Source organism: Oceanithermus desulfurans (assembly GCF_014201675.1).
In the GTDB taxonomy this organism is placed as follows: Bacteria; Deinococcota; Deinococci; order Deinococcales; family Marinithermaceae; genus Oceanithermus; species Oceanithermus desulfurans.
Genome location: NZ_JACHEZ010000001.1, coordinates 115,302 through 137,231 on the forward strand (window position 1 = coordinate 115,302; position 21,930 = coordinate 137,231).

Genomic DNA, 21,930 nt, shown 5'->3' on the forward strand with positions numbered 1-21,930 from the left:
TAGGAGTTTAGCCTACCGCCAGGGCCAGGAAGTCGATGACGCCATCGGCGATGTACTGCACGGCGAGGGCGGAGAGGAGCACGCCCAGCACCCGGGTCACGACGTTGACGCCGGTCCGCCCCAGCAGCCGCGCCAGGCGGGCGGCGAGCACCAGCGCCGCGTAGGCGAGCAGCAGCACGACCACCACCGCGCCCAGCACGACGAAGAAGCCGCCGGGGACGCTGCGGGACTCCGCGGTGAGGATCATCACGCTGGTCATGGCGCCGGGCCCCGCCAGCAGCGGGATGGCCAGCGGGAAGACGCTGATGTCCTCGCGCAGGCTGGCCTCGGCCTTTTCCTCGTCGGTCTCGCGCTCGCGGTGAGCGAAGACCATGTCCACGGCGATCTTCAACAGCAGCAGACCGCCCGCCACCCGGAAGGCGTCGAGGCTGATCCCCAGGTACTCGAGCAGCGCCGGCCCGAAGAGGGCGAAGGCCAGCAGCACCCCGCCGGCCACCCGGACGGCGCGCCGGGCCATGCGCACCTGGTCCGCGGCGGGGCGGCCGCCGGCGAGCGCGACGAAGACCGGCGCCAGCCCCACCGGGTCCATGACGACGAAGAGGGTGAGCAGCGCCTTGGCCGCCAGCAGGGTCACGCGAGGAAGGCCGCGAAGTCGTCCACGAGCTTTTCGGCGTCGTCCGAGGTGCGCGCGACGACCAGGATGGTGTCCTCGCCCGCGAGGGTGCCCACGATGTCGTCACGGTGCAGCTTGTCGATCAGGAGCGCGATGCCGGTGGCGTGGCCGTCTTCGGTGCGGATCACGAGCACGTTCTCGCCGCGGTCGATGTCCTTCACGAACTCGCGGAAGCGGCCCTCGATCTCGCGGGCCACGTCCTCCTCGAGCTGGATCGGGGCCAGCGCGTACTTGTGCTTGCCCTTCCCCAGGGGGATGCGCACGAGCCGAAGCTCGTTGATGTCGCGCGAGACCGTGGCCTGGGTCACGTTGAAGCCTTCCTTCTGCAGCCGCGCGACCAGTTCGGCCTGGGTGGAGATCTCCTCCTTGGATACGATTTCTTGGATCTTCTTGTGCCGTTTCTCCTTATTGGGCATCGCGTTCGGCCTCCTTTGCGATCAGCAGCTCGCGGACGTGGTCGAGGATGCGCTCGGCGACGCTGCGCTTGGTGACGCGCCCGGTCGCCTCGACGCGGCCGTCGGGGAAGAGGAGTTCGACCTCGTTGTGGTCCCCGCCGAAGGCGCTGCCGGCCCGGGTGGGGAAGTTGAGGGCGATCAGGTCCAGGTTCTTGCGTTCCAGCTTGGCGCGGGCGCGCTCGCGCCCGGCGCGGGTCTCCATGGCGAAGCCGACGAGCACCTGCCGCGGGGACTTGCGCCGACCCAGCTCGGCGAGGATGTCGGGGGTGGGGGCGAGCTCGACGACGTTTGCCCCCTCCTGCTTCGGGGTTTTCTCGTCGGCGGTTCGTGCGGGGCGCCAGTCGGCGACGGCCGCGGCCATGACCACCGCGTCGGTTTCGGGAAAACGCTCGAGCACCGCCGCGTACATCTCCTCGGCCCGCTCGACGTGCACGACCTCGACCCCCCAGGGCTCGGGCAGCGCCGTGGGGCCGCTGACCAGCAGCACGCGGGCGCCGCGGTCGCGTGCGGCCTCGGCGACGGCGTAACCCATCTTGCCGGAGGAGGGGTTCGAGATGAAGCGCACCGGGTCGAAGTACTCGCGGGTGGGGCCCGCCGTCACCAGCACGGTGTAGCCCTCGAGGTCCTTGGGGGTGAGATGGTAGCGCACGTGCTCGACGATCGTCTCGGGCTCGCTCATGCGGCCCAGGCCCTCGCCCTCACCCACCGCGGCCAGCGCGCCGTGTTCGGGGCCCACGAAGGCGTGGCCCCAGGAGCGCAGGCGTTCGACGTTGGCCCGGGTGGCGGGGTGCTGCCACATCTCCGGGTTCATCGCCGGGGCCCAGAGCACCCGGCGGGCGCCGCCCAGGATCGTGGCCGTGGTCAGGTCCTCGGCCAGGCCCGCGGCCGCCCGCGCCAGCCCCGCCGCCGTGGCGGGGGCGACGACGAGCAGGTCGGCCCAGCGCGCCAGGTCGAGGTGGAGCGCGTCCCCCTCCGCGGCGAACCAGCGCGCCTCGGTGGCCACCGGGCCGCCGGCGGCCACGGCCAGGGCGGTCTCGGTGGTGAAGGCGAGGGCGCGGTCGCTGGCGATGGCGCGCACCTCGAACCCCGCATCGCGCAGACGGCGCAACAAGAACGGCGTCTTCATCGCCGCCACGCCTCCTCCGGCGGCGACCACGACCCGTCCCGACGCGCTGCGGCTCACCTGCGGACTACTCCAGCTCCGGCTCGGTGGGGTAGACCTCTTCCATGACGCGGCTCAGCTTGTCCTCGGGGATGAGGTTCTCCCCGATCACCAGCCGGCCCGTCTGCAGCTCCCGCATGGCCCAGGTAACCGGGTTGGGGTCGGGCAGCTCCCCTTCGATGGTCCGCATCTTGGGCCACTCGGGGGGCGCGAGGACGGTGTTCTTGAAGTTGAAGCGCAACAGCTGCTGCGCGCGTTTGGCGATGACCACGGTGAGCTTGTACTTGTTGTCGGTGAGGGCCAGCAGTTTGTCGATTCCAGGTTCCGCCACGGTTACCTCCGTTGCATCCGCTTCGCGATCTCGTCGAGTTCGGCTTCGAGGTCCGGATCGCGCTCCAGGGCGCGCGCGAGCGCCGGGCGCATCCGGTTAACTATACGACGCCTCGCCATGATTATACGTTCAAGGTCGGCCACCGCGTCGGCGAGGAGGTCGTTGACGACCACGTAGTGAAACCGGTCGGCCAGCGCGATCTCCTCGCGGGCGCGGGCCAGCCGCTTCTCGATCTTCTCGAGGCTGTCCTTCCCGCGCAGCAGCAACCGCTGCCGCAGCTCGCTGAGGGAGGGGGGAATGACGAAGATCAGCTGGGCCTCGGGCATCCTCTCGGCCACCTGCAGGGCCCCCTGCACCTCGATCTCGAGCAGTACGTCCTCGCCGCGCTCGAGCGCCCGCTCCACCGGCGCCCGCGGCGTCCCGTAGCTGTGGTCCACGTAGGTGGCGTACTCGAGGAACCCGCCCTCGCGCTTGGTGCGCTCGAAGGTGGCCTCGTCGACGAACCAGTAGTCGATCCCGTGGCGCTCGCCTTCGCGCGGCGGGCGCGTCGTCATCGAGATCGAGTAGTGCAGCTTGACGCGCTCCATCAGGCGGGCACGCAGCGTACCCTTCCCCACCCCCGAAGCGCCGGTCATGACGAACAGGTCTCCTCGCACCGTCTCCCCCTTGCCGCGCTGGAAGCGCGTACCCCTGAATATTGCATGGATAACGGGGGTTATGCAACCGCGCAGCGACCCGCGGCTTGGGGGTAGCATGGTGCACGATGAAGCCACCGGACTGGGTTACCGACGCCGCCTTCTACCAGATCTTCCCGGACCGCTTTTTCCGTTCCGGCCGCCCCGCGGCGCACCCGCGCCCCGCGGACCCCTACGAGCCCTGGGACGGTCCTCCCACCGTCCGCGGGTTTAAAGGGGGCGACCTCTGGGGCGTGGCCGAGAAGCTCGACTACCTCGTCGAGCTGGGCGTGAACGCCATCTACCTCAACCCCGTCTTCGCCTCGAGCGCCAACCACCGCTACCACACCAGCGACTACTTCCGCGTCGACCCCATCCTGGGCGGGGACGAGGCGCTGCGGCACCTGCTCGACGCCGCCCACGCACGCGGCCTGCGGGTGATCCTCGACGGCGTCTTCAACCACACCGGGCGGGGCTTCTTCGCGTTCCAGCACCTGCTCGAGAACGGCCCCGCGAGCCCTTACCGCGACTGGTACCACGTGAAGGGCTTTCCACTGCACGCCTACGGCAGCCGGCCCAACTACGCGGCTTGGTGGGACAACCCCGAGCTGCCCAAGCTGCGCACTGAGACGCCCGCGGTGCGGGACTACCTTCTCGACGTGGCCGAGTACTGGATCCGCTTCGGCGCCGACGGCTGGCGGCTCGACGTACCCGAGGAGATTGCCGACATGGAGTTCTGGTCGGCGTTCCGCCGGCGGGTCAAGGAGGCGAACCCCGAGGCCTACCTGGTAGGGGAGATCTGGCACGAGGCCCCCGACTGGGTGGCCCCCGCGGGTCCCTTCGACGGGGTGATGAACTACCCCCTGGGGCGGGCGGTGCTGGGCTTCGTCGGCGGCGAGGCCTTCGACCGCGACCTGGCGGCCCGCAGCGGTTTGGGGGACGTGCCGGCGCTGGATGCTGCGGGCTGGGCGGAGCGGGTGGACGCGGTGCTGGGGCGCTACCCCGCGGAGGCCAACCGCTTGCAGCTCAACCTGCTGACCAGCCACGACACCCCGCGTCTCTTCACCATGATGCGGGACGATGCCGGCCGGGCGGCGCTGGCGCTCGAGCTCCTCGTCGTCCTGCCGGGGGCGCCCAACCTGTACTACGGCGACGAGATCGGCCTTCCGGGCGTCCACGACCCCGACAACCGCCGCGCCTTCCCCTGGGCACACCCCGAGCGCTGGAACCACGGGCTGCGCGACCGGGTCCGCGCGATCCTCAACCTGCGTCGGGAGCACGAAGACCTGCGCGCCGCTGGGTTCGACGCCTGGTGGGCCGAGGGGCGCCGGGCGGCCTTCGTGCGCGGGCGCTACCGGGTCACGGTCAACGCCGACGCCCGCGCCTGGACGCTCGACCTTCCCTGTCCGGCGCCGCACGCCCGCTTCCGCGGCCTGCTGCACGACGGCCGGCTCGACTGCCGCGGGGGCCGTCTGCGCGGGGCGGAGCTGCCCCCGTGGACGCTGGAGGTCTGGGCGCCGCGCGACTAGGTGCACAGGAGCACCCCCATACCCCCAACGAGTGGTATATTGGTCAGCGTACACAACCAGATGTTGTGTTAAATCGGGGTTAAAACGTTTCGTTCTTTGTTGCATACGAGGGGTTCGCACGCATGAACACATCCATCTTTGACGAGCACGCCAAAGCCATTGCCGAACGCCAGTACTTGCAGCCCGGAGACGGTGACGTCTTCGGCATCTTCCGCCGCGTCGCCGACTGGGTGGCGCTGCCGGAGGACGACGCCACCCGCGGAGGCTGGGCCGACACCTTCTACGAGCTGATGGCCACCAAGCGCTTCTGCCCCGGCGGCCGCGTCCTCGCGGGGGCCGGAACCGCGCACGGCAACGTTCTCAACTGCTTCGTGCAGGGGGCGACCGCCAACCCGCCCGAAAGCTTCGAGGGGATCATGGAGGTCGCCAAGAAGCTGGCCCTGGTGACCAAGGTGGGCGGCGGCAACGGTGTGAACCTGGACCCCTACGTCTACCGGGAAAGGCCCGTGGGGGTGGTGCGCGGCATCGCCTACATGGACGCCGGCCACCGCGACGTCGAGGACTTCATCCGCGGCCTGATGCGCCCTTCCAACAACCCCGACGGCGACAAGGTGCCCCATCCGGTGCGCAACTGGACGCGGGTCATCTACGGCGACCTGGGGCCCGAGCTCACCGCTCTGGCGCGCCGCCACGGCGTGCTGACCGTGCCCGTACGGCCCGACGACGTCATCGTGGTCAGCGACGACATGGGCGGCATCATGGACGCCGCGGCCGAAGCGGCGCGGCTGGCGCTGGCGGGCAAGGAGCCGCGGGTGGACTTCAGCCAGCTGCGGCACGAAGGGGCCGAGGTCAAGAGCTCGGGCGGCACCGCCAGCGGTCCGGTCAGCTACCTGCTCGAGATCTACGACAACTTCCTCGAGTGGGCCAACCGCGGCGGCCCCGACGCCGGGCCGGTGGCCACGCTGCGCTACGTCTACGCCCCCGTCCTGCGGGTGGTGCGGCAGGGGGGGACCCGCCGCGGCGCGGGCATGGCCACGATCGACGTGGCCCACCCCGATGTGCTCGACTTCCTGACCGCCAAGGACCTCGACCGCGAGGCGGCCGAGGGCGACATCTCCACCTTCAACATCTCGATCCTGGCCAGCGACGCCTTCGTGGAGGCGCTGGAAAAGGACGCGCTCTGGCCGGTTCGCCTGCGCCCGGTGCCGGGCAAGTACTACCTGCAGCCGGTCGAGGGCGAGTACACCGGCGAGTGGCCCGAGCTGGGCGTGGCCGAGGACGGCGCCCGGCCGGTCCCGGTCTACGAGGGCGGCATACCGGCGCGCTGGATCTGGCACGAGGTGGCCTGGCACGCCTGGGCCACCGGGGAGCCGGGGCTCATCTTCATCGACCGCGTCAACGAGAAGTCGGCGCTCAAGGGGCTGGGTGAGCGCTGGCAGATCCGCGCCACCAACCCCTGCGGCGAGATCCCCCTCACCGTGGGCGAGCCCTGCGACCTGGGCGCGCTCAACCTGGCGGCCTACGTCGAGGACGGCGCCTTCGACTACGAGGCCTTCCGGCGCGACGTACGCACCGCGGTGCGCTTCCTCGACAACGTGCTCGACGTCAACGTCTTTGCGCTCGAGGACAACCGTGAGGCCAGCCAGCGGCTGCGCCGCCTGGGTCTGGGCGTGATGGGGCTGGCCGACGCGCTCATCAAGATGGGTCTCCCCTACGACTCCGAAGCCGCGCGCGAGGCGGTGTGGAAGATCATGTCGGTGATGCGCGAGGAGGCGCTGGCGGCCTCCGAGGCCCTGGGCGCCGAGCGCGGCGTCTTCCCGCTCTACCAGGAGGAGGCCGAGTACTTCGCCGGCATGGGCATCAAGCCGCGCCGCAACCTGGCCGTCCTCACCGTGGCGCCCACGGGCACCACCAGCATGCTCATGGGCGTCTCCAGCGGCATCGAGCCGGTCTTCAGCCCCTTCGTCTGGCGCCGCATCGGCGGCGAGTACAAGCCGCTGGTGCACCCGCTCTTCCAGGAGCTTATGGAGCAGCACCCGCCCCACCCCGACTGGGAAAAGGACGGCGCCTGGGACTGGGACAAGCTGATCGCCGCCATCCAGGAGAACCACGGCTCGGTGCAGGGGCTCGAGGTCGTGCCCGAGTCCATCCGCGCCGTCTTCAAGTGCGCCCACGACGTCAGCCCGCTCGACCACGTGCGCATGCAGGGCGTGGTGCAGCGCGCCTTCGACGCCGAGGGCTACGTGGGCAACTCGCTTTCCAAGACGATCAACCTGCCCCACGAGGCCAGCGTCGAGGACGTGGAGGCCGCCTACACCGAGGCCTACCGCACCGGCTGCAAGGGGGTGACGGTCTACCGTGACGGCAGCCGCGACTACCAGGTGCTCTCGGTGACGAAGGACGAGGAGGCGGCGGACGAAGCCGCGCCCGCGGCCGCTGCCGACCGCGCGGAACCCGCGGCCGAGGCCCCCGCGGCGCACCCCGGCAAGCCGGTGCACGAACGCCCCGCGCGCCTCTTCGGCTTCACCGACATGGTCAAGCTCACCAGCTCCGAAGGTTCACGCCACTCCTACCTGGTCACCGTCAACATGGCCGGCGGGCACCCCATCGAGGTCATCATCACCTCGGGCAAGGCCGGCGACGAGGCCAACGCCGACAGCGAGGCGCTGGGCCGCGTGGTCAGCATCGCGCTCCAGTACGGCGTGCCGCCCGAGGCCATCGTCAAGACCCTGCGCGGCATCAACGGCGGGCTCTACGGCAACTACCACAAGCGCTTCGTCGCCAGCAAGGCCGACCTGATTGCGGTGGCGCTCGAGTCCATTCCCCATTTCCCCGAAGGGGCCGAGGCGGGCGCGGAGACCGCGCCGGTGGCCCAACAGCCTCCCAAGGTGCAGGTGACCGCCGGCCCGGGCAACAGCGCCAGCGCCTGCCCCGAGTGCGGTGCGCCGCTGAAGGTGGAAGACGGCTGCCTGACCTGCGAGGTCTGCGGCTATTCGAAGTGCGGTTAGATTAGGTTCCATTCGCGCTTTTGGGGCGGCGTCGCCGCCCCCGCTCGATTTATTTGGGTACAGGCTGCAGACCTGCCGCGGGGCGGAAGGCCAACCTTTGGCTCTTGCATCACCAACAACCCCACTCCGGCCCTCCCCCAGGGGAGGGATCATTACTCTACGGTGACTGAACCGTGGATTTTAAGCGCGGCATGGCCCCCGGATCAAGTCCGGGTCAAGCCCGGCTCGCGCGGCCAAGATGGCCGCTTGGCCGGGGACACGATCAGCTTCTTTTCCTGAACAAGAACGTATCCCCGGACGAGGTAACCGTAGATTGCCGAGATCCGGGGTCCATGCTGTGTAGCACCCCGAGATTCCGTTGCTGCTGACGGGCCCCGACACAGGCCACAAGCCGCTTTTCCGGGATGTTGGTGCAACCTCAGTCACGGGTCGGTGACCCGGTCTGGATCCTAGGCCTTGAGCTGCAAGTGGATTTTGTTCAGCCATTTTTTCGTCATTCCAGCCAAGCAGGCCAGGGGCCTGCGCGAGCTGGACCTGCCCCCGCGAAAGCGGGGGATCCAGAGCTTACAGCATAGTGAGCGCTACACTTTGTCTGACGACCAATTTTAAAACCTATGTATCTTGCCCCCGGGGAAACGTGTATCCTTCCCCCAGGGGGAAACAGCCGCAAAAACCCTTGGGCCGCTTTCGACATGCCCGCAGGGGTGATAGGCGGCCACCCGCCCCGGGGTCTCGGCCGCACGGTATCCCGGTCTTTCAGGACCGCATCTACATGGTCGGCTTACGGGGTCGGGTGGCCAACCCCCAATCTAGCAAACCTGTTCTAGCAGGTCTATTGGAGGTGAGGCGATGACCTACGCGGGAATCGACGTTGGCAAGGAAGCGCTCGACCTGGCCCTGCTGCGTTCGGCTTCAGGGGAGGTCAGGCTCCACCGCTTCCGCAACAGCGAACAGGGCCGCTCCGCCCTCCTGAGCCCGCTGGAAGGCCGCGCCGGGCTGCGGCCCCGTGACCCTCGCCTGGCTGGAAGAGGAAAGGGCGCAGCTCCGAGACCTCTTGGAGAAGGCGGAGGCCGAGGCGCGGCGCCTGCTGCAGATCGTTCCCGAGTACCGGGTGCTGCTCGCGCAAAAGGGCGTGGGGCCCCAGGTGGCCGCTGCGGTGCTGGCCTTCCTGCCCCCGGAGCTTTGGGGCAAGACCAAGCAGGCCAGCGCCTACGCCGGGCTGATACCCGAACAGCAGCACTCGGGAAGCAGCGTCAGGAAGAGCCGCCTCTCCAGGAAGGGCCCCGCCCTGCTCAGGAAAAAGCTCTACCTGGCCGCCCTGGTGGCCTCTAGGAACGACCCGGAGATGAAGGCTTTCTACCACCGCTTGCTGGCCAATCACAAGAGCAAGAAGCAGGCCCTGGTGGCCGTGGCGCACAAGATCCTGCGACGGCTCATGGGCAGACTGAAGGCCTACTACCGGGAGCAGGGCCGGGAGGCCCTGGTGGCCTGAGGGGTTGACGGGGAAGACGGTATCACCCCTTGGGGGAGATGGCGGCATAGCCGCCAGAGGGGGGTTGTATGCCGAAATGCTGGATGTGGGATGTGGGCTGGTCACGAATCAACGACCAGCTTTTGGCTCGGGCATCGCCAACAACCCCCTCCCCAACCCTCCCCCAGGGGAGGGAGCATTATTTCGCGGCGACCAAACCGTGGAGTTCGGACGCGGCATGGACCCCGGCTCGCGCGGGTCAATGTGACCCGCTTGGCCGGGGAAACGAACTGCCTCTTCTTTTCCTAATTCAAGTCGTATCCCCGCACGAGGCGGCTAGGCCGCCGAGAACCGGGGTCCATGCCAGGCGGGAAGCCGAAATTCGGTTACCGAGGGTTGGCCCACCACAGGCCACAAGCTACAGGCCATGAGCCGCACAAGCCGGTCCTGCTACCACGCTCCATGAACCACGCATTGCACACCGACCCTCCAGATCTGTGGTCCTTGCTGGACACGAAGCCGAAATTAAGTTGCCGCTAGCGGCCCTGCTACAAGCCACAAGTTACAGGCCACAAGCTTCCTTGTTTCCACATACCACGCACCACGTACTGCGCTTTGCCCGCTCCGCCCGCGCCCGCGTTCGCCAGCCGTTAACATAAGCCCATGCCGGCTTCGCGCATTCCTCCGGACTCCGAGCGTCTGGTGCCCCCCAACTTCATCACCGAGATCATCGACGAAGACCTGCGTTCGGGCAGGTACGAGACGATCGTTACCCGCTTCCCGCCCGAGCCCAACGGTTTTCCCCACATCGGGCACGCCATCGCCAGCTTCATCGATTGCGGCATCGCCCGCGACTACCGGGGCCGCTGCCACCTGCGCATGGACGACACCAACCCGCTCACCGAGGAGATGCGCTACGTCGAGGCCATCCGCCGCGACATGGCCTGGCTGGGGTGGGACTGGGGCGAACACTTCTACTTTGCCTCCGACTACTTCGACCGCCTCTACGAGATGGCCGAGCAGCTCATCAAGGAGGGCAAGGCTTACGTGGACTCGCTCAGCGAGGAGGAGATTCGCGCCTACCGAGGCACGGTGGAAAAGCCGGGCCGGCCCAGCCCCTACCGCGACCGCCCGGTGGAGGAGAACCTGGACCTCTTCCGCCGCATGGCGGCCGGGGAGTTCGAGGAGGGGGCGCACGTGCTCAGGGCCAAGATCGACATGAGCGCGCCCAACATGAAGCTGCGCGACCCCATCCTCTACCGCATCCTCAAGGCCGAGCACTACCGCACCGGCGGCCGCTGGAAGGTCTACCCGATGTACGACTTCGCCCACCCGCTCTCCGACTACATCGAAGGGGTGACCCACTCGCTGTGCTCGTCGGAGTTCATCGACAACCGGGCGGTCTACGACTGGCTGGTGGAGAACCTGGCGGGCAAGTGCGGCCTGCCCGAGTGGCCGCGGCCGAAGCAGATCGAGTTCGGCCGCCGCAGCCTCGAGTACACCGTGGTGAGCAAGCGCAAGCTGATCCAACTGGTCGAACGCGGCCTGGTGGACGGCTGGGACGACCCGCGCCTGCCCACGCTGGCGGGCCTGCGCCGGCGCGGGGTGCGGCCCCAGGCGCTCGTCGCCTTCGCCCGCAAGGTGGGCATCAGCCGCACCGACCGCACCGTGGACATCGCCCTCCTGGAGTGGGCCATCCGCGACGACCTCAACCCCATCGCCCCGCGGGTGATGGCGGTGACCGAGCCGCTCAGGCTGGTGCTCACCAACTACCCCGAGGGGAAGGTCGAGGAGCTGGAGGCCCCCTACTTTCCGCCCGACGTGGGCAAGCCCGGCCGCCGCAAGGTGCCCTTCGGGCGCGAGCTGTGGGTGGAGCGGTCCGACTTCGCGCTCGAGCCCCCCAAGGGCTGGAAGCGCCTCGTCGTGGGCGGCCACACCCGCCTGCGCCACGCCTACGTGGTGCGGATCGACGAGGCGGTCACGAACGACGCCGGCGAGGTGGTGGAGCTGCGCGGGGTCTACCTGCCGGACACCCTGGGCCAAAACCCCGAGGGCGTGAAGGTGAAGGGCGCGGTCCACTGGGTGGCGGCCGCGGGCGCGGTGCCGGCCGAGTTCCGGCTTTACGACCGGCTCTTCAAGGTGCCCTTCCCCGACGCCGGCGAGGGATCGTTCCTGGACCACTACAACCCCGGCTCGCTTCGGGTGCTGCAGGGCTACGTGGAGCCCAGCGTGACCGCCGACGACCCCGAGACCCGCTACCAGTTCGAGCGCCTGGGCTACTTCTGGCGCGACCCGGAGCTGGGACGCGGCGAGAAACCGGTCTTTAACCGCATCATCACCCTCAAGGACACCTGGAAGAAGGCGGGCGCGCAAAAGCAGGAGGCGAAGCGCGAGCCTAGGCCCGCAAAGAAGACCAGGCCCGAGGACAAGGCGGCGGCGCTCGGCCCCGAGGAGCGCGAAGTCTACCAGCGCTGCCGCCACCTGGGCGTGGGCGAGGCCGAGGCGCTGCAGATCGCCCGGGACGAGCGGCTGCGCACCTACCTGGAGGACTGCTCGGCCTTCGGCCCGCCGGCGCTGGCCGCGCCCTGGGTGGTGCACGTGCTGGGCCGGGCCATCCGCGCCGGCGAGGCGCCGGTCGAGCCGCAGGCGCTGATGGCGCTGCTCGCCGAACTGGAGAAGGGCGCCTTCGACCGCCGCGTCGCCAAGCAGGCGCTCGAGGAGACGCTCGCCAGCGGCGGCGACCCGCTCGAGCGGGCGCGGGCGCTGGCGCGGGACCAGCTTTCCGCGGAGGCGCTCGCGGCGCTGGTGCGCCAGGTGCTGGCGGCGCACCCCGACGAGGTGGCGGCCTACCGGGCGGGCAAGCGCGGCCTGATGGGCTTCTTCGTGGGGCAGGTGATGCGGGCGAGCGCGGGGCGGGCCGACCCGAAGCGGGTTCAAAGCGTGCTTAGCCAACAATTGGACCGCGGCTCCGCGTAAAATTGAGGACGTGGAAACCGCCTGGCAGCAGGTGCGCCGGGCGCTCGAGGCGGAGGGCTGGAACCTGGACGCCTTCGAGCGTCCGCTTTCGTGGCCGTTCGAACCCCGACCGCTGACGGTGGGACGGGTGCGCGGGACGCTGTTCGGCGTCGCCATCGGCGACGCTTTGGGCGCTCCGGTGGAAGGCCGTCCGGGTTCTCGCCGTGCCGCGGCGCCGGTGCGCCGCCTGCTGCCGCACCACGAGCGCCCCGCGGGGACGGTCACCGACGACACCCAGCTCACCCTGGCGGTTGCCTCGAGCCTGCTCGAGCGCGGCACCCTCGACCCCGAGGACCTGGTGCGGCGTTTCCTGCGCACGGGTCCGGAGCTGGTGGGCGCGGGCTGGGCCACCCGCCAGGCTCTGGAGCGGCTCGGCCGCGGCGCGGCCTGGTGGCTGGCGGGAAGCGCCTCCGCGGGAAACGGGGCGGCCATGCGCGCGGCGCCGGTGGGGCTGTTCTTCGAATCGCCGGACGCGATCCGGCGGGCGGCCTTCCTGCAGGCGTTGGTGACGCACCGCGACCCCACCGCCGTGGCCAGCTCGATCGTTCACGCGCTCTGGGTGGGCTGGCTGGCGCGCGGCGGCCCGGCGGACGCGGGCGCGCTGGCCTGGGCGGTCGCGGCGGTGGACGGGCTGGAACGCCCGCTCGCGACCCGGCACCGCAAGCGCAGGAGCGTGACGCTGGCGGGTCTCCTGCGGGAGGTGGGGGGTTTTCAGGGACGGCCTCAGGAGGCGTTCGAGCACTTCCGGACCGGCGCTTTCGTGCTCGAGTCGCTCCCCAGCGCCGCCGCCGTCTTCCTCAGCCACCCCGAAGAGCCCGAGGCGGTCTTCCTCACCCTCGTGAACGCGGGCGGCGATACCGACACCATGGCGGCGCTGGCCGGGGCCTGGCTGGGCGCGTACCTGGGCGACCGCAAGCTGCGCTCGCGCACGCCCTCGGAATGGTGGCAGGTGAGTGCCGCCGCCGAGATCGAGCGGATCAGCCGTCTCGGGGTGGCGTAGCGCGGCGGCCGGCCCACCCGACCCACCCCCAGACCCCCGGGTAAGGAGACCGGTGCCCGGGAGGACGTACGCGCACGCAACTTCAGCCCTGCGATGCGTGAGCAGGCCATTTCGCGCTTCACCCAAGTTTGGGCCCGCATCGCTTCCTTGGAAGAGCCTGAGCCGCGGGTCTTTGCTCTTGGCGATGGCCGCGGATTGCGGCAGCGCGTGCTAAAATCCGGTATCGGTCCGGATCGGAGCAGGAAACCCTTCGCGAGCGTCCGGCGGGGAAGAGCCGATCCATCTCGGCGGCACGGCCTCAAAGTGGCCTACACCATGAGCAGAATCCCAACGAAACCATCCACATGCCGATAGATCGAGACCCCCAGCCAGAAACGGAGCTTCTCGTTAAAATTGATCCAAAGCCCGGTCCTTTGGCCTACCGCCTGGTCTGTAGGTTTGGGTGGAACGACGAGACCACGCGCTCGTTTTGGTCTCGTCGGTTCGAGGTGCTGGAGTTGAGCGGCGGACGGGATCAGGCCTTCCGCATTCCCGACCTGGGCGAAAAGGCGCTCGAGCTGAAGAGCATCAAGCTGGGCGCGCTGGGCGTCGTGGAAGGGTTGGAGCAGTTCAAGAACCTGGAGCACCTCTATGTCGATGCCTGGCCGAAGAACGGCCTGGATCTGAGGATCTTCCCGCGCCTGCGGAGGTTGCACATCCACCAGGTCAAGCCCGCGGAAAAGCAACTGTCCGGCCTGCCCGACCTGATCGAGATCGGGATTGCGGGCTACACCGGTCTGGACGGTTCCCTCTTTTCCAGCATGAAGCACCTACAGTCGCTGACGTTGGTGCAGGGCCGGCTGCGCAGCCTCGAGGGCCTTGAAGACCACCCCAAGCTAAAATCGATGGAACTTTCGCTCGTCAGGAACCTGGTGGACCTCCGCGCGCTGGACCGTCTGAGCCGGCTCGAGCACCTCCACCTGCAGCAGCTTCCCAAGGCGACCGGCATGATCAGGATCCGCACCTTCCCGAAGATGCGAACCTTCTACGTAGCCGGTAGCCACAAAGAGCTACGCGTTGACATGGCGGGGCTGCGCGAGCTCAAACACTTGCAGAAGCTGTGGGTCATGGCGGGCAAGGAGCATTTCGGCTTCGAAGACGTCTTTCTGCTGCCGCACCTGACCCTCGCCGGCTTCACCTCACCGACCGGCACCCCGGGCGACGACGAGCTCCGCTCCCTTGCGGGGCGCCACGGCCGCCAGCTGACCAAGATCCATCGCGCGCGCTCTAAGGGGGTGGACGTCATCCAGTTGAACTTCCATCCCTACGAAGCTGGGGAACCGGGGTGACGGGCTCCCGGGGGGAGGGTTTCCCACGTTCGGGCCGCCGCGGTCGGCCTGGAAGCGCCGAGCGGTAGAACGTACCGGGCTGCGCGAACGCATCAAGGTCGGAGCCCCACCGTATCCGGAGCGCCCGCATCGACTCAGGCAGGCCGTTTCAGGTCCCGAGCACGCGTCCGGAACCCCCTGAGAGCGGCCTTGCTGGGTCTCGGGCGGGGGCTCCCCATCAGCCGGGAGAGGCGCCGTTCGCCAAGGGGTCCCGGGCGTGCTGACCGCTGGCCGTTGCTTGCCGACCCGCGGGCTGCATGCTAGAATCGCCGTTGCGTAGGGGCCGCTAGCTCAACTGGCAGAGCACCGGTCTCCAAAACCGGGGGTTGGGGGTTCGAGTCCTCCGCGGCCCGCCACAACGCCCTGGCCGAACGGCCAGGGCGCTTGTCGTGCGCGCTACCTTGGCCGGGCCGGGTTCGTGGTTCACTGCGGTCATGCTGCGAAGAATCCCGTTCGCCGGTCTGCTGCTGGGTTTCGCGCTCGCCGCGCCGCCCGGGGTGCAACCGGTGGAACCCCTGCTCACCGCCCCGCTCCAGGTGCGCTTCGGACCTGGCGGCGGGGCCTACCTGGAGCTCGAAACGCGGATCGATCTGGCCTGCGTGGTCGTCTACGGCGAATCCGAAGCCTTCGGCCGGATCGCCCTGGACCAGCAGATGGGCGCGGCCGCGCACCGCAACCACCGCATCGTCTTCGGGCGGATCGAGCCGGGTCGGCGCTACTTTTACCGGCTTCAGGGGAGCGACCCGGCGGGCCGCCTCTACGCCAGCCGGACCTACAGCTTCGCCGCGCCCAAAGCCCGGGTCGACCCCGAGGGGGCCGTCAACCTCGCCTCGCTGGCCGCCGGCGCACGCGTCGTCGCCGTTTCCAGCAACTACGGCGGGGCGGCCAACGACGCGCGTTGGGGCGCGAACGCCGCCATCGACGGCGACCCGGCGACGGAGTGGTCGTCGGACGGCGACGGCGACGCCGCCTTCCTGACCGTCGAGCTGGGCCGCGCGGTGGAGGTGGCCGCCTTCGGTTTCTGGACGCGCACCATGGGCTCGAGCGCCCAGGTGCGGAGCTTCGTCGTCGAGGACGGGGCGGGGCGGATCTACGGACCCTTCGAGCTCGGCGGAGCCGACCGGATGTACCTCTTCTCGGTGGCGGGGGCGCGCGGCTGGCGTTTCACCTTCCGGGTGCAAAGCTCGAGCGGGGGCAACACCGGCGCGGTCGAGGTGGGGGTGTTCGCGAAACCGTGAGGCGGGCGCTGGCGGGTATCGGTCTGACCGCGCTCGCGCTGGCCGCGGGGCCGCCGCTGCGGCTGCCCGCCGCGGTGGTCTGGATCGAGGCCGTCCCGTCCGGCGTCTACGCGCTCACCTCCGCGGGAACGGCCTGGCGGCTCGAGGCGGGCGGGGCCGTGCCGATCGCCGGCCGCTGGCGGCCCGGCTTCCTCACCGCCTGCGGCCCCGACGTGCTTGGGGTGACCCGCGCGGGCCGCCTCGGCCGCCTGGGAAACCCCGCGCGCTCGGACGTCGCCGTGGCCCCGGACGCCCGCCCCGCCTGTCGCGAGGGCAGGGTCTTCGCGCTGGGGCCTGGGGGCCGGGAGCTGCTGCGGCTGGGCCGCGACCTGGGGCTCGAGCTCCGGCGCTCTGCCGACGCCCTCCCCGATGCCCAGCCCGTCTGGGTCGAGGGGCCCCGGGGCTCCGCGCTCGCCCTGTTGACCGGGCCCACCGCCCGCTACCCGCACGGCGTGCTGGGCGACGGCCTCGAGGCCGGGGCCCTCACCCTCTTCGATCCCGAGACCCTCGAAGCCGTGGCCGGCTACCGCCCCGGATCTCCGGCGGTGCTGGAGCAGCTGCGGGCGCTCCCGGCCGGCTCCGGGCGGGTGCTGGTGACGCGCTCGCGCCCCGACGCAGGCGCCGGACTGGTGCTGCTGGCGTGGCGCGAAGGCGGGCTGGCGCCGGTCGCCGAGGGGCGGCCCATGGGGCGCGGCTTCCGCTGGCTCAACGCCTTCGCGGCCGCACCCGACCGCGCCTATGCGGTGCACACGCCCCACCTCGGCGGCCCTTTGGCCGTCTACGCCCTGCCCGACCTGAGCCTCCGCACCCACGCCCTGGGGGTCACCGCCCACGCACTGGGTTCGCGCAACCTCGATCTGGCCGTGCGCCTGGGCCGCGGCGCCGCGGGCGACGTGCTGGTGCTCGCCGGCTTCGGCGAGCCCGGGTTGGTCGTCGTCGACTGCGGCCCCGAGGTCTGCCGGGTGCGCCGCCGGCTGCCGCTGCCGGAGGCGCTCGCGTCCAACCTGGCCTTCGCCCCCGTCCCGCAGGGCTGGCGGGTCTACGCGGGCGGAGCGGGGGGCGGGGTCTTCGTCTTCGAGGTCCGGCGCTAGGGCTGGCGGGCGCGGCCCGAGTCGGGGTCGAGCATCAGCGGGCGGGTGTCCACCGCTTCGAAGTCCGACACCTTGACGCGCCGCAGCTCGGTCACCAGGGTGTCGTTGTCCCAGCGGTCGTCGGGTACGCCGCTGATGAACCCGTCGGCGCCGTTGTCGGCCAGGATCATCCCGTACTTCTTGAGCGCTTCGAGCAGAACCTGCACCTCGGGTGAGAACCCGCTCGTGTCGAAGTCGGCGCGTAGCCGCAGGCGCAGCCCCATCGGCGGCAGATCGGGGTCGGTGCGGCTCGAGGCGTAGTGGCGTGCCGGCCAGACGTAGGCCCGCTGGGTGCGCGAGGCCGTGAACCGCAGGGCGTGCCGGATCTCGCCCGCGGCCACCTCGTCGTAGCGCACCAGCCCCGGCAGGATCGGCAGCCCGGCGGCGTCGGCGGAGGTCCAGCCGTCCGGCCGCAAGGCGTACCCCCTGAGGTCGAAGACGGCGCCGCTGCCCGCGCTCCAGCCCGCGGTGCCCTGCTCCACCGCGTAGAGCTCGTATAGGGTGCAGCTCGTGGTGTCGAGCGCCAGCAGGTGCCGGTCCGAACCGCCCTCGATCCGCGGGTCCGCGGGGATGGGGTAGGGGCCGGGGTCGCTCTCGTCGTCGTAGAGGAACGCGACCGGAACCCGGGGGGTGACGGCGTCCACCAGGTTGAAGGGGATGCCGATGGGTTCGCCCTCCCACAGGCCCGCGCCGAAGTCGGGGTGGAGGCCGGTGTCGGGGCCGATGCTGGCGATGTAGGCCGCAGAGTCGGGGTGGACGGGCAGGTCGTCCACGGGCGTGTTCCAGACGTGGTCGGCCGGGAAGACGGGGCAGCCGGCCAGGGTGGGCCCGCCCGAGCCGGGAGGGGCGTCCCCGGGGCCGGGCGCGGGGCGGCCGGCCGTGCAGGCGGCGGATAGCAACAGCAGCATAAGTATACCTGGGTAACTCCAGAATCGCAGGCGCATACCTTAGTGTAATGGTTACCGAACAAACGGCGCCGCCCGTCCGGACCGGGTGGCGCCGTTGGCAGGAGGGAGGACTAGCGGGGTTCGTACTCGTCCATCGCCTTGCCCAGGTTCTTGGCGAGCTCCAGGAGGAAGCCCAGCCCCTTCTGCACGCCGGGGTCGCTCAGGTATTTGAGCGCACCGAACATGCCCACCTTGGGCGTTTCCTTGGGGTTGGTCTGGGCCAGCGCCTCGACGAGCGGGCCCATCAGGTGCACGAGGTTGTGGCGGATCTTGGGCACGTGCGTGGGCGGCATGTTCTTGATGGGGTCCATCGCCGCCTCGGCCAGGGCGGCCCCGCGGATGACCTCGCGCTCGCCGGCGATGTGCTCGAGCAGCAGGTCGCCGTTGGTGGTCATCTCGGTGAAGATGCCCAGGTAGCCCCCCACCTTCAACTGCCGCGCCAAGCGGATGAGTTCTTCTACGGTCTTGGCGTCTTCTTCGGTGATCGTAATCTCGGCCATGGCTTCCTCCTTACCTCAGGGCGTCGAGCCAGCCCCGGTAGAACGAGTCCTTCATCAACCGGACCATCGGGCCGGTCGCCACGGTGTAGCAGGCGTGGCCCCACTTGCCCTCCTCGGGGATCCACCAGTACTCGCAGTTGCCCGCGAAGCCCGACTCGAAGCTGTGGCCCATGCAGAGGGTGTCGCCGTAGGAGGGGATCATGTAGCCGCCCAGGGCCTCGTTGAGGATGCTGGCGCCGGCGATCACCGCGGCGTTGTGGATGGGCACGCCGGCGGTGAGCAGGCCGACCGGTGGCATCGCGTGCTCGCCCACCAGGTAGACCTCGGGATGCTCGGGGTGCTTGAAGAGGGGACCGGTGACCACCGACCAGCGCGGATCGCCGGGGTGGGCCAGACCGTTGTCGGCCAGCACCTTGGGCAGCCGCGAAGGCGGCGACTTGATGAGCAGGTCGTACTCGTATTCCCCGTGCTTGGTCACGACCTTGTTCTCGGTCACCTCGAGCAGCTGCTCGAAGCCGGTGACGTAGTTGATCCCGGTGCGCTTGAAGCGGCGCTTGAAGAAGCGGTCCAGCCCCTCGCCCAGCGCCATGCGGATGGCGTCGGCGGGGTAGAGGATGGTGATCTCCGGGTGCTGACCGCGGGCCTCGAAGTAGGCGCGCAGGTTGAGCGCCATCTCGGGCGGGTAGATGCCGCAGCGGAAGGGCAGCTCGGGCACCAGGAAGACGATCTTCTTGCCCTTGAAGGTGGCCAGCTGCTGCTTGAGCTCGAGCGCGCCTTCCTCGGTGTAGTTGTGATAGCCGTACCGGTCGAGGCCCTTGTAGTCGCTCCAGCCGTAGGCCGTACCCAGGGCGATGACCAGGAAGTCGTAATCGAAGTTCTGGCCGCTCTCGGTGACCACTTTCTTGCCCGCGAGGTCGAAGGTCTTGACCGGGTCCACCACCACCTTGAACCCATAGGCCTTCTCGGCGTTCTTGATGGGGGCCCAGGTCTCCTCGGGGCTGGCGGTGCCCAGGGCCACTTCGGACCAGAGCGGGGGCATGTAATGTTTTTCGCTGGCGGAGATCAGGGTGACGTCGAGGTCACGCCCCAACCGCGTGGCTTCCGTTTGCACCATGCGGGCAGCGACCAGACCGCCGCTGCCACCGCCTACCACGACCACTTTCTTTGCCATAGCTTCCTCCAGGGCGCGTAGCGCCAGGTAATCACCACCATAGTAGGCAGCTACTCATACAAGGTACAGGTACGTATGTCTTTCTTTGGGTCATCTTGGCCGGACCGTCCCCGCCGTAGAATCGGGGTATGAAGCTGGCCAGCTGGAACGTCAACGGCCTGCGTGCGGCGCTGAAAAAGGGCTTCTGGGACGTGGTCCGCGGCCTCGACGCCGACGTGCTGGGCCTGCAGGAGACGCGCGCGGACGATCCCCCCGAGCTACCCCAAGGCTTCGAAGATTACCGCTGGTACTGGAACGCCGGCGAGCGCAAGGGGTACGCGGGGGTGGCGGTGCTGGCCCGCGTCCCGCCCCTGAACGTGAGCTACGGGATCGGCCACGACGCGTTCGACGAGGAGGGGCGGGTCGTCACCCTTGAGTACCCGCACTACTACGTGGTCAACGCTTACTTCCCCAACGCCGGGCGCGGGCTGCCGCGGCTGGGGTACAAGCTCGCCTTCGACCAGGCCATCGAGGCCTACCTCGAAGGCCTGCGCGCCAGGAAGGGCGTGGTCCTCATGGGCGACCTCAACGTCGCCCACCGCGAGATCGACATCGCCCGCCCCAAGCAGAACCAGAAGAGCGCCGGCTTCACCCCCGAGGAACGGGCCTGGATCGACGCCTTCCTGAAGAAGGGCTGGGTGGACACCTTCCGCCACCTGCATCCGGACGAGACGGGGGCCTACACCTGGTGGACCTACCGCTTCAACGCCCGCGCCAAGAACATCGGCTGGCGCATCGACTACATCCTTATCTCCGAAGACCTGCTGCCCCGTCTGCGGGACGCCTACATCTACTACGACGCCTACGCTTCGGACCACGTCCCGGTCGTGGCCGTGCTCGACGTTTAAGCTGGGAAGGGGAGGGAAACCGTGTCCGTGTTTCGTTTCGCCGGCCGCACGGCCCGCATGGAAAACCCGATCATCCGGCAGTTGCTCAAGCTGGGGCAGCGCGAGGGGGTGATCTCGCTCGCGGGGGGCATTCCCGCGGCCGAGACCTTCCCGGTGCCCGAGATCGCCGAGGCCTCGCGGAAGGCGCTCGAGCGCCTGGGGAGCGCGGCGCTGCAGTACAGCCCCACCGAGGGGCTCGCGCCGCTGCGCGAATACATCGCCCGGCGCCGGGGGGTCGCGCCCGAGCAGGTGCTCGTCACCTCGGGCTCGCAGCAGGGGCTCGACCTGATCGGCCGCGTCTTCCTCGACGAGGGCGACGCGGTGCTGGTGGAGCGCCCCACCTACATGGGCGCCTTGCAGGCCTGGAACGTCTACGACGCCCGCTACCGCGAGGTGCCCACCGACTCAGGGGGGCTGGTGCCCGAGGCGCTGCCCGAGGAGCCGGTGAAGCTCGCCTACGTCCTGCCCAACTTTCAGAACCCCACGGGCAGCCTGCTGCCCGAAGCCCGGCGGGAGGCCGTGCTCGCCTGGGCAAGGGAGCGCGGCGTGCTCGTGGCGGAAGACGACCCCTACGGCCACCTCTACTTTGGCGACCCGCCCCCGGCCAGCCTGCAGCGCCGCTGGCCCGAAGGGGTGCTCTACCTGGGGACGTTTTCCAAGATCGTTGCCCCGGGGCTGCGCATGGGCTACGTGATCGGGCCCGAAGAGGTGATCCACGCCCTCGCCCAGGCCAAACAGGCGGCCGACCTGCACAGCCAGGCCTTCGGGCAGGCCATCCTCGCCGAGCTCGCCGAGGCGGGGGTGATCGAGCGTCAGGAAGAGCGCACCCGGAACCTCTACCGGGCGCGCGCGGAAAAGCTGCTGGCACTGCTCGAGGCCCACATGCCCGAGGGGGTGCGCTGGGCCCCGCCGCACGGGGGCATGTTCGTCTGGCTCACCCTGCCCGAGGGGGTGGACACGCTGGCCCTCTTCGAGCGCGCGGTCGAACAGGGGGTGGCCTACGTGCCCGGACCTGTCTTCGCCGCCACCGGGGGCCTCGCCAACGCGCTGCGCCTCACCTTCGTGAGCGTGCCCGAGGAACAGATGGAAGAGGGCGTGCGCCGGCTGGCGGCGGTGCTGGAAAAGGCCCTCGCTGCCCGGGCCTGAGGTGTTTCCTATATCAGGGGGTGGGTTCGAAGCCCGCCCCTTGCTTGCTAATGTGAACCCGAGAGGCTCATTTGGCGTCCAAACGGCCCTCGGGCACCGCGCACCCGCTCCCATTGCAAGGTCGCGGGCGGCCATAGAACGGTGGTCG

The 21,930-nt window shown here is 69.6% G+C and carries 17 protein-coding genes, 1 tRNA gene and 1 pseudogene; 11 read left to right on the forward strand and 8 right to left on the reverse strand.

Annotated elements, in window-relative coordinates:
- Positions 1 to 7: 7 nt before the first annotated feature.
- Genes HNQ05_RS00705 through gmk form a run of 5 tightly spaced genes read right to left on the reverse strand, consistent with a single transcriptional unit; the run spans position 8 to position 3,277 of the window.
- On the reverse strand, positions 8 to 634 hold the full coding sequence (locus HNQ05_RS00705) for a MarC family protein (RefSeq protein ID WP_147145076.1): 627 nt from the start codon (positions 632 to 634) through the stop codon (positions 8 to 10).
- A complete protein-coding gene (gene argR / locus HNQ05_RS00710; protein WP_013458115.1) occupies positions 631 to 1,089 on the reverse strand; it encodes an arginine repressor in 459 nt (152 codons plus the stop codon). Before argR ends, HNQ05_RS00705 begins: the two co-directional genes overlap by 4 nt.
- Positions 1,079 to 2,311: a bifunctional phosphopantothenoylcysteine decarboxylase/phosphopantothenate--cysteine ligase CoaBC gene (coaBC, locus tag HNQ05_RS00715; protein WP_147145079.1), complete on the reverse strand. Its 1,233-nt coding sequence runs from the start codon at positions 2,309 to 2,311 to the stop codon at positions 1,079 to 1,081. The genes argR and coaBC overlap by 11 nt, the downstream gene beginning before the upstream one ends.
- Positions 2,312 to 2,318: 7 nt before the next feature.
- Positions 2,319 to 2,621: a DNA-directed RNA polymerase subunit omega gene (rpoZ, locus tag HNQ05_RS00720; protein WP_147145081.1), complete on the reverse strand. Its 303-nt coding sequence runs from the start codon at positions 2,619 to 2,621 to the stop codon at positions 2,319 to 2,321.
- Between the two features lie 2 nt (positions 2,622 to 2,623).
- Positions 2,624 to 3,277 (reverse strand): guanylate kinase, encoded by a 654-nt coding sequence (gene gmk, locus HNQ05_RS00725; RefSeq protein ID WP_147145083.1) that lies wholly within the window; start codon positions 3,275 to 3,277, stop codon positions 2,624 to 2,626.
- Positions 3,278 to 3,384: 107 nt separating this feature from the next.
- Between gmk and HNQ05_RS00730 the strand changes: the two genes are divergently transcribed.
- The 9 genes and pseudogenes from HNQ05_RS00730 to HNQ05_RS00770 all read left to right on the forward strand — a co-directional run bounded on the left by HNQ05_RS00730 (position 3,385) and on the right by HNQ05_RS00770 (position 17,053).
- Positions 3,385 to 4,824, forward strand: a complete 1,440-nt coding sequence (locus HNQ05_RS00730; RefSeq protein ID WP_147145084.1) for a glycoside hydrolase family 13 protein — start codon at positions 3,385 to 3,387, stop codon at positions 4,822 to 4,824.
- Between the two features lie 122 nt (positions 4,825 to 4,946).
- Positions 4,947 to 7,832, forward strand: coding sequence for an adenosylcobalamin-dependent ribonucleoside-diphosphate reductase (locus HNQ05_RS00735; protein ID WP_147145086.1), 2,886 nt, complete (start codon positions 4,947 to 4,949; stop codon positions 7,830 to 7,832).
- 1,012 nt (positions 7,833 to 8,844) lie between these two features.
- Positions 8,845 to 9,324, forward strand: a pseudogene (locus tag HNQ05_RS00740) (transposase); the annotation flags it as partial.
- A 642-nt stretch (positions 9,325 to 9,966) separates the two neighbouring features.
- The gene (locus tag HNQ05_RS00745) at positions 9,967 to 12,279 is read left to right on the forward strand and encodes a glutamine--tRNA ligase/YqeY domain fusion protein (RefSeq protein WP_147145090.1); all 2,313 of its coding nucleotides are present in this window, start codon (positions 9,967 to 9,969) and stop codon (positions 12,277 to 12,279) included.
- Positions 12,280 to 12,289: 10 nt separating this feature from the next.
- Positions 12,290 to 13,318 (forward strand): ADP-ribosylglycohydrolase family protein, encoded by a 1,029-nt coding sequence (locus HNQ05_RS00750; RefSeq protein ID WP_183677504.1) that lies wholly within the window; start codon positions 12,290 to 12,292, stop codon positions 13,316 to 13,318.
- A 413-nt stretch (positions 13,319 to 13,731) separates the two neighbouring features.
- Positions 13,732 to 14,646: a leucine-rich repeat domain-containing protein gene (locus HNQ05_RS00755; RefSeq protein ID WP_147145094.1), complete on the forward strand. Its 915-nt coding sequence runs from the start codon at positions 13,732 to 13,734 to the stop codon at positions 14,644 to 14,646.
- Between the two features lie 319 nt (positions 14,647 to 14,965).
- A tRNA-Trp gene (locus HNQ05_RS00760) sits at positions 14,966 to 15,041 on the forward strand.
- A gap of 78 nt (positions 15,042 to 15,119) precedes the next feature.
- Positions 15,120 to 15,923: a discoidin domain-containing protein gene (locus HNQ05_RS00765; protein ID WP_147145096.1), complete on the forward strand. Its 804-nt coding sequence runs from the start codon at positions 15,120 to 15,122 to the stop codon at positions 15,921 to 15,923.
- Complete coding sequence (locus tag HNQ05_RS00770) at positions 15,920 to 17,053, forward strand: hypothetical protein (protein WP_147145098.1); 1,134 nt, start codon at positions 15,920 to 15,922, stop codon at positions 17,051 to 17,053. Before HNQ05_RS00765 ends, HNQ05_RS00770 begins: the two co-directional genes overlap by 4 nt.
- On the opposite strand, the gene HNQ05_RS00775 is transcribed toward HNQ05_RS00770, so the two are convergent.
- From HNQ05_RS00775 to HNQ05_RS00785, 3 genes are all read right to left on the reverse strand, one after another.
- A complete protein-coding gene (locus HNQ05_RS00775) occupies positions 17,050 to 18,036 on the reverse strand; it encodes a hypothetical protein (RefSeq protein ID WP_147145100.1) in 987 nt (328 codons plus the stop codon). The genes HNQ05_RS00770 and HNQ05_RS00775 overlap by 4 nt on opposite strands.
- A gap of 74 nt (positions 18,037 to 18,110) precedes the next feature.
- A complete protein-coding gene (locus HNQ05_RS00780) occupies positions 18,111 to 18,539 on the reverse strand; it encodes a helical membrane plugin domain-containing protein (RefSeq protein WP_147145102.1) in 429 nt (142 codons plus the stop codon).
- A 10-nt stretch (positions 18,540 to 18,549) separates the two neighbouring features.
- On the reverse strand, positions 18,550 to 19,710 hold the full coding sequence (locus HNQ05_RS00785; RefSeq protein WP_147145105.1) for an NAD(P)/FAD-dependent oxidoreductase: 1,161 nt from the start codon (positions 19,708 to 19,710) through the stop codon (positions 18,550 to 18,552).
- Between the two features lie 128 nt (positions 19,711 to 19,838).
- Here HNQ05_RS00785 and HNQ05_RS00790 point away from each other — a divergent pair, with 128 nt between their 5' ends.
- Together HNQ05_RS00790 and HNQ05_RS00795 are read left to right on the forward strand one after the other, a co-directional pair.
- Positions 19,839 to 20,597, forward strand: a complete 759-nt coding sequence (locus HNQ05_RS00790; protein ID WP_147145107.1) for an exodeoxyribonuclease III — start codon at positions 19,839 to 19,841, stop codon at positions 20,595 to 20,597.
- A 21-nt stretch (positions 20,598 to 20,618) separates the two neighbouring features.
- The gene (locus HNQ05_RS00795) at positions 20,619 to 21,782 is read left to right on the forward strand and encodes an aminotransferase-like domain-containing protein (RefSeq protein WP_147145109.1); all 1,164 of its coding nucleotides are present in this window, start codon (positions 20,619 to 20,621) and stop codon (positions 21,780 to 21,782) included.
- Positions 21,783 to 21,930: the final 148 nt, after the last annotated feature.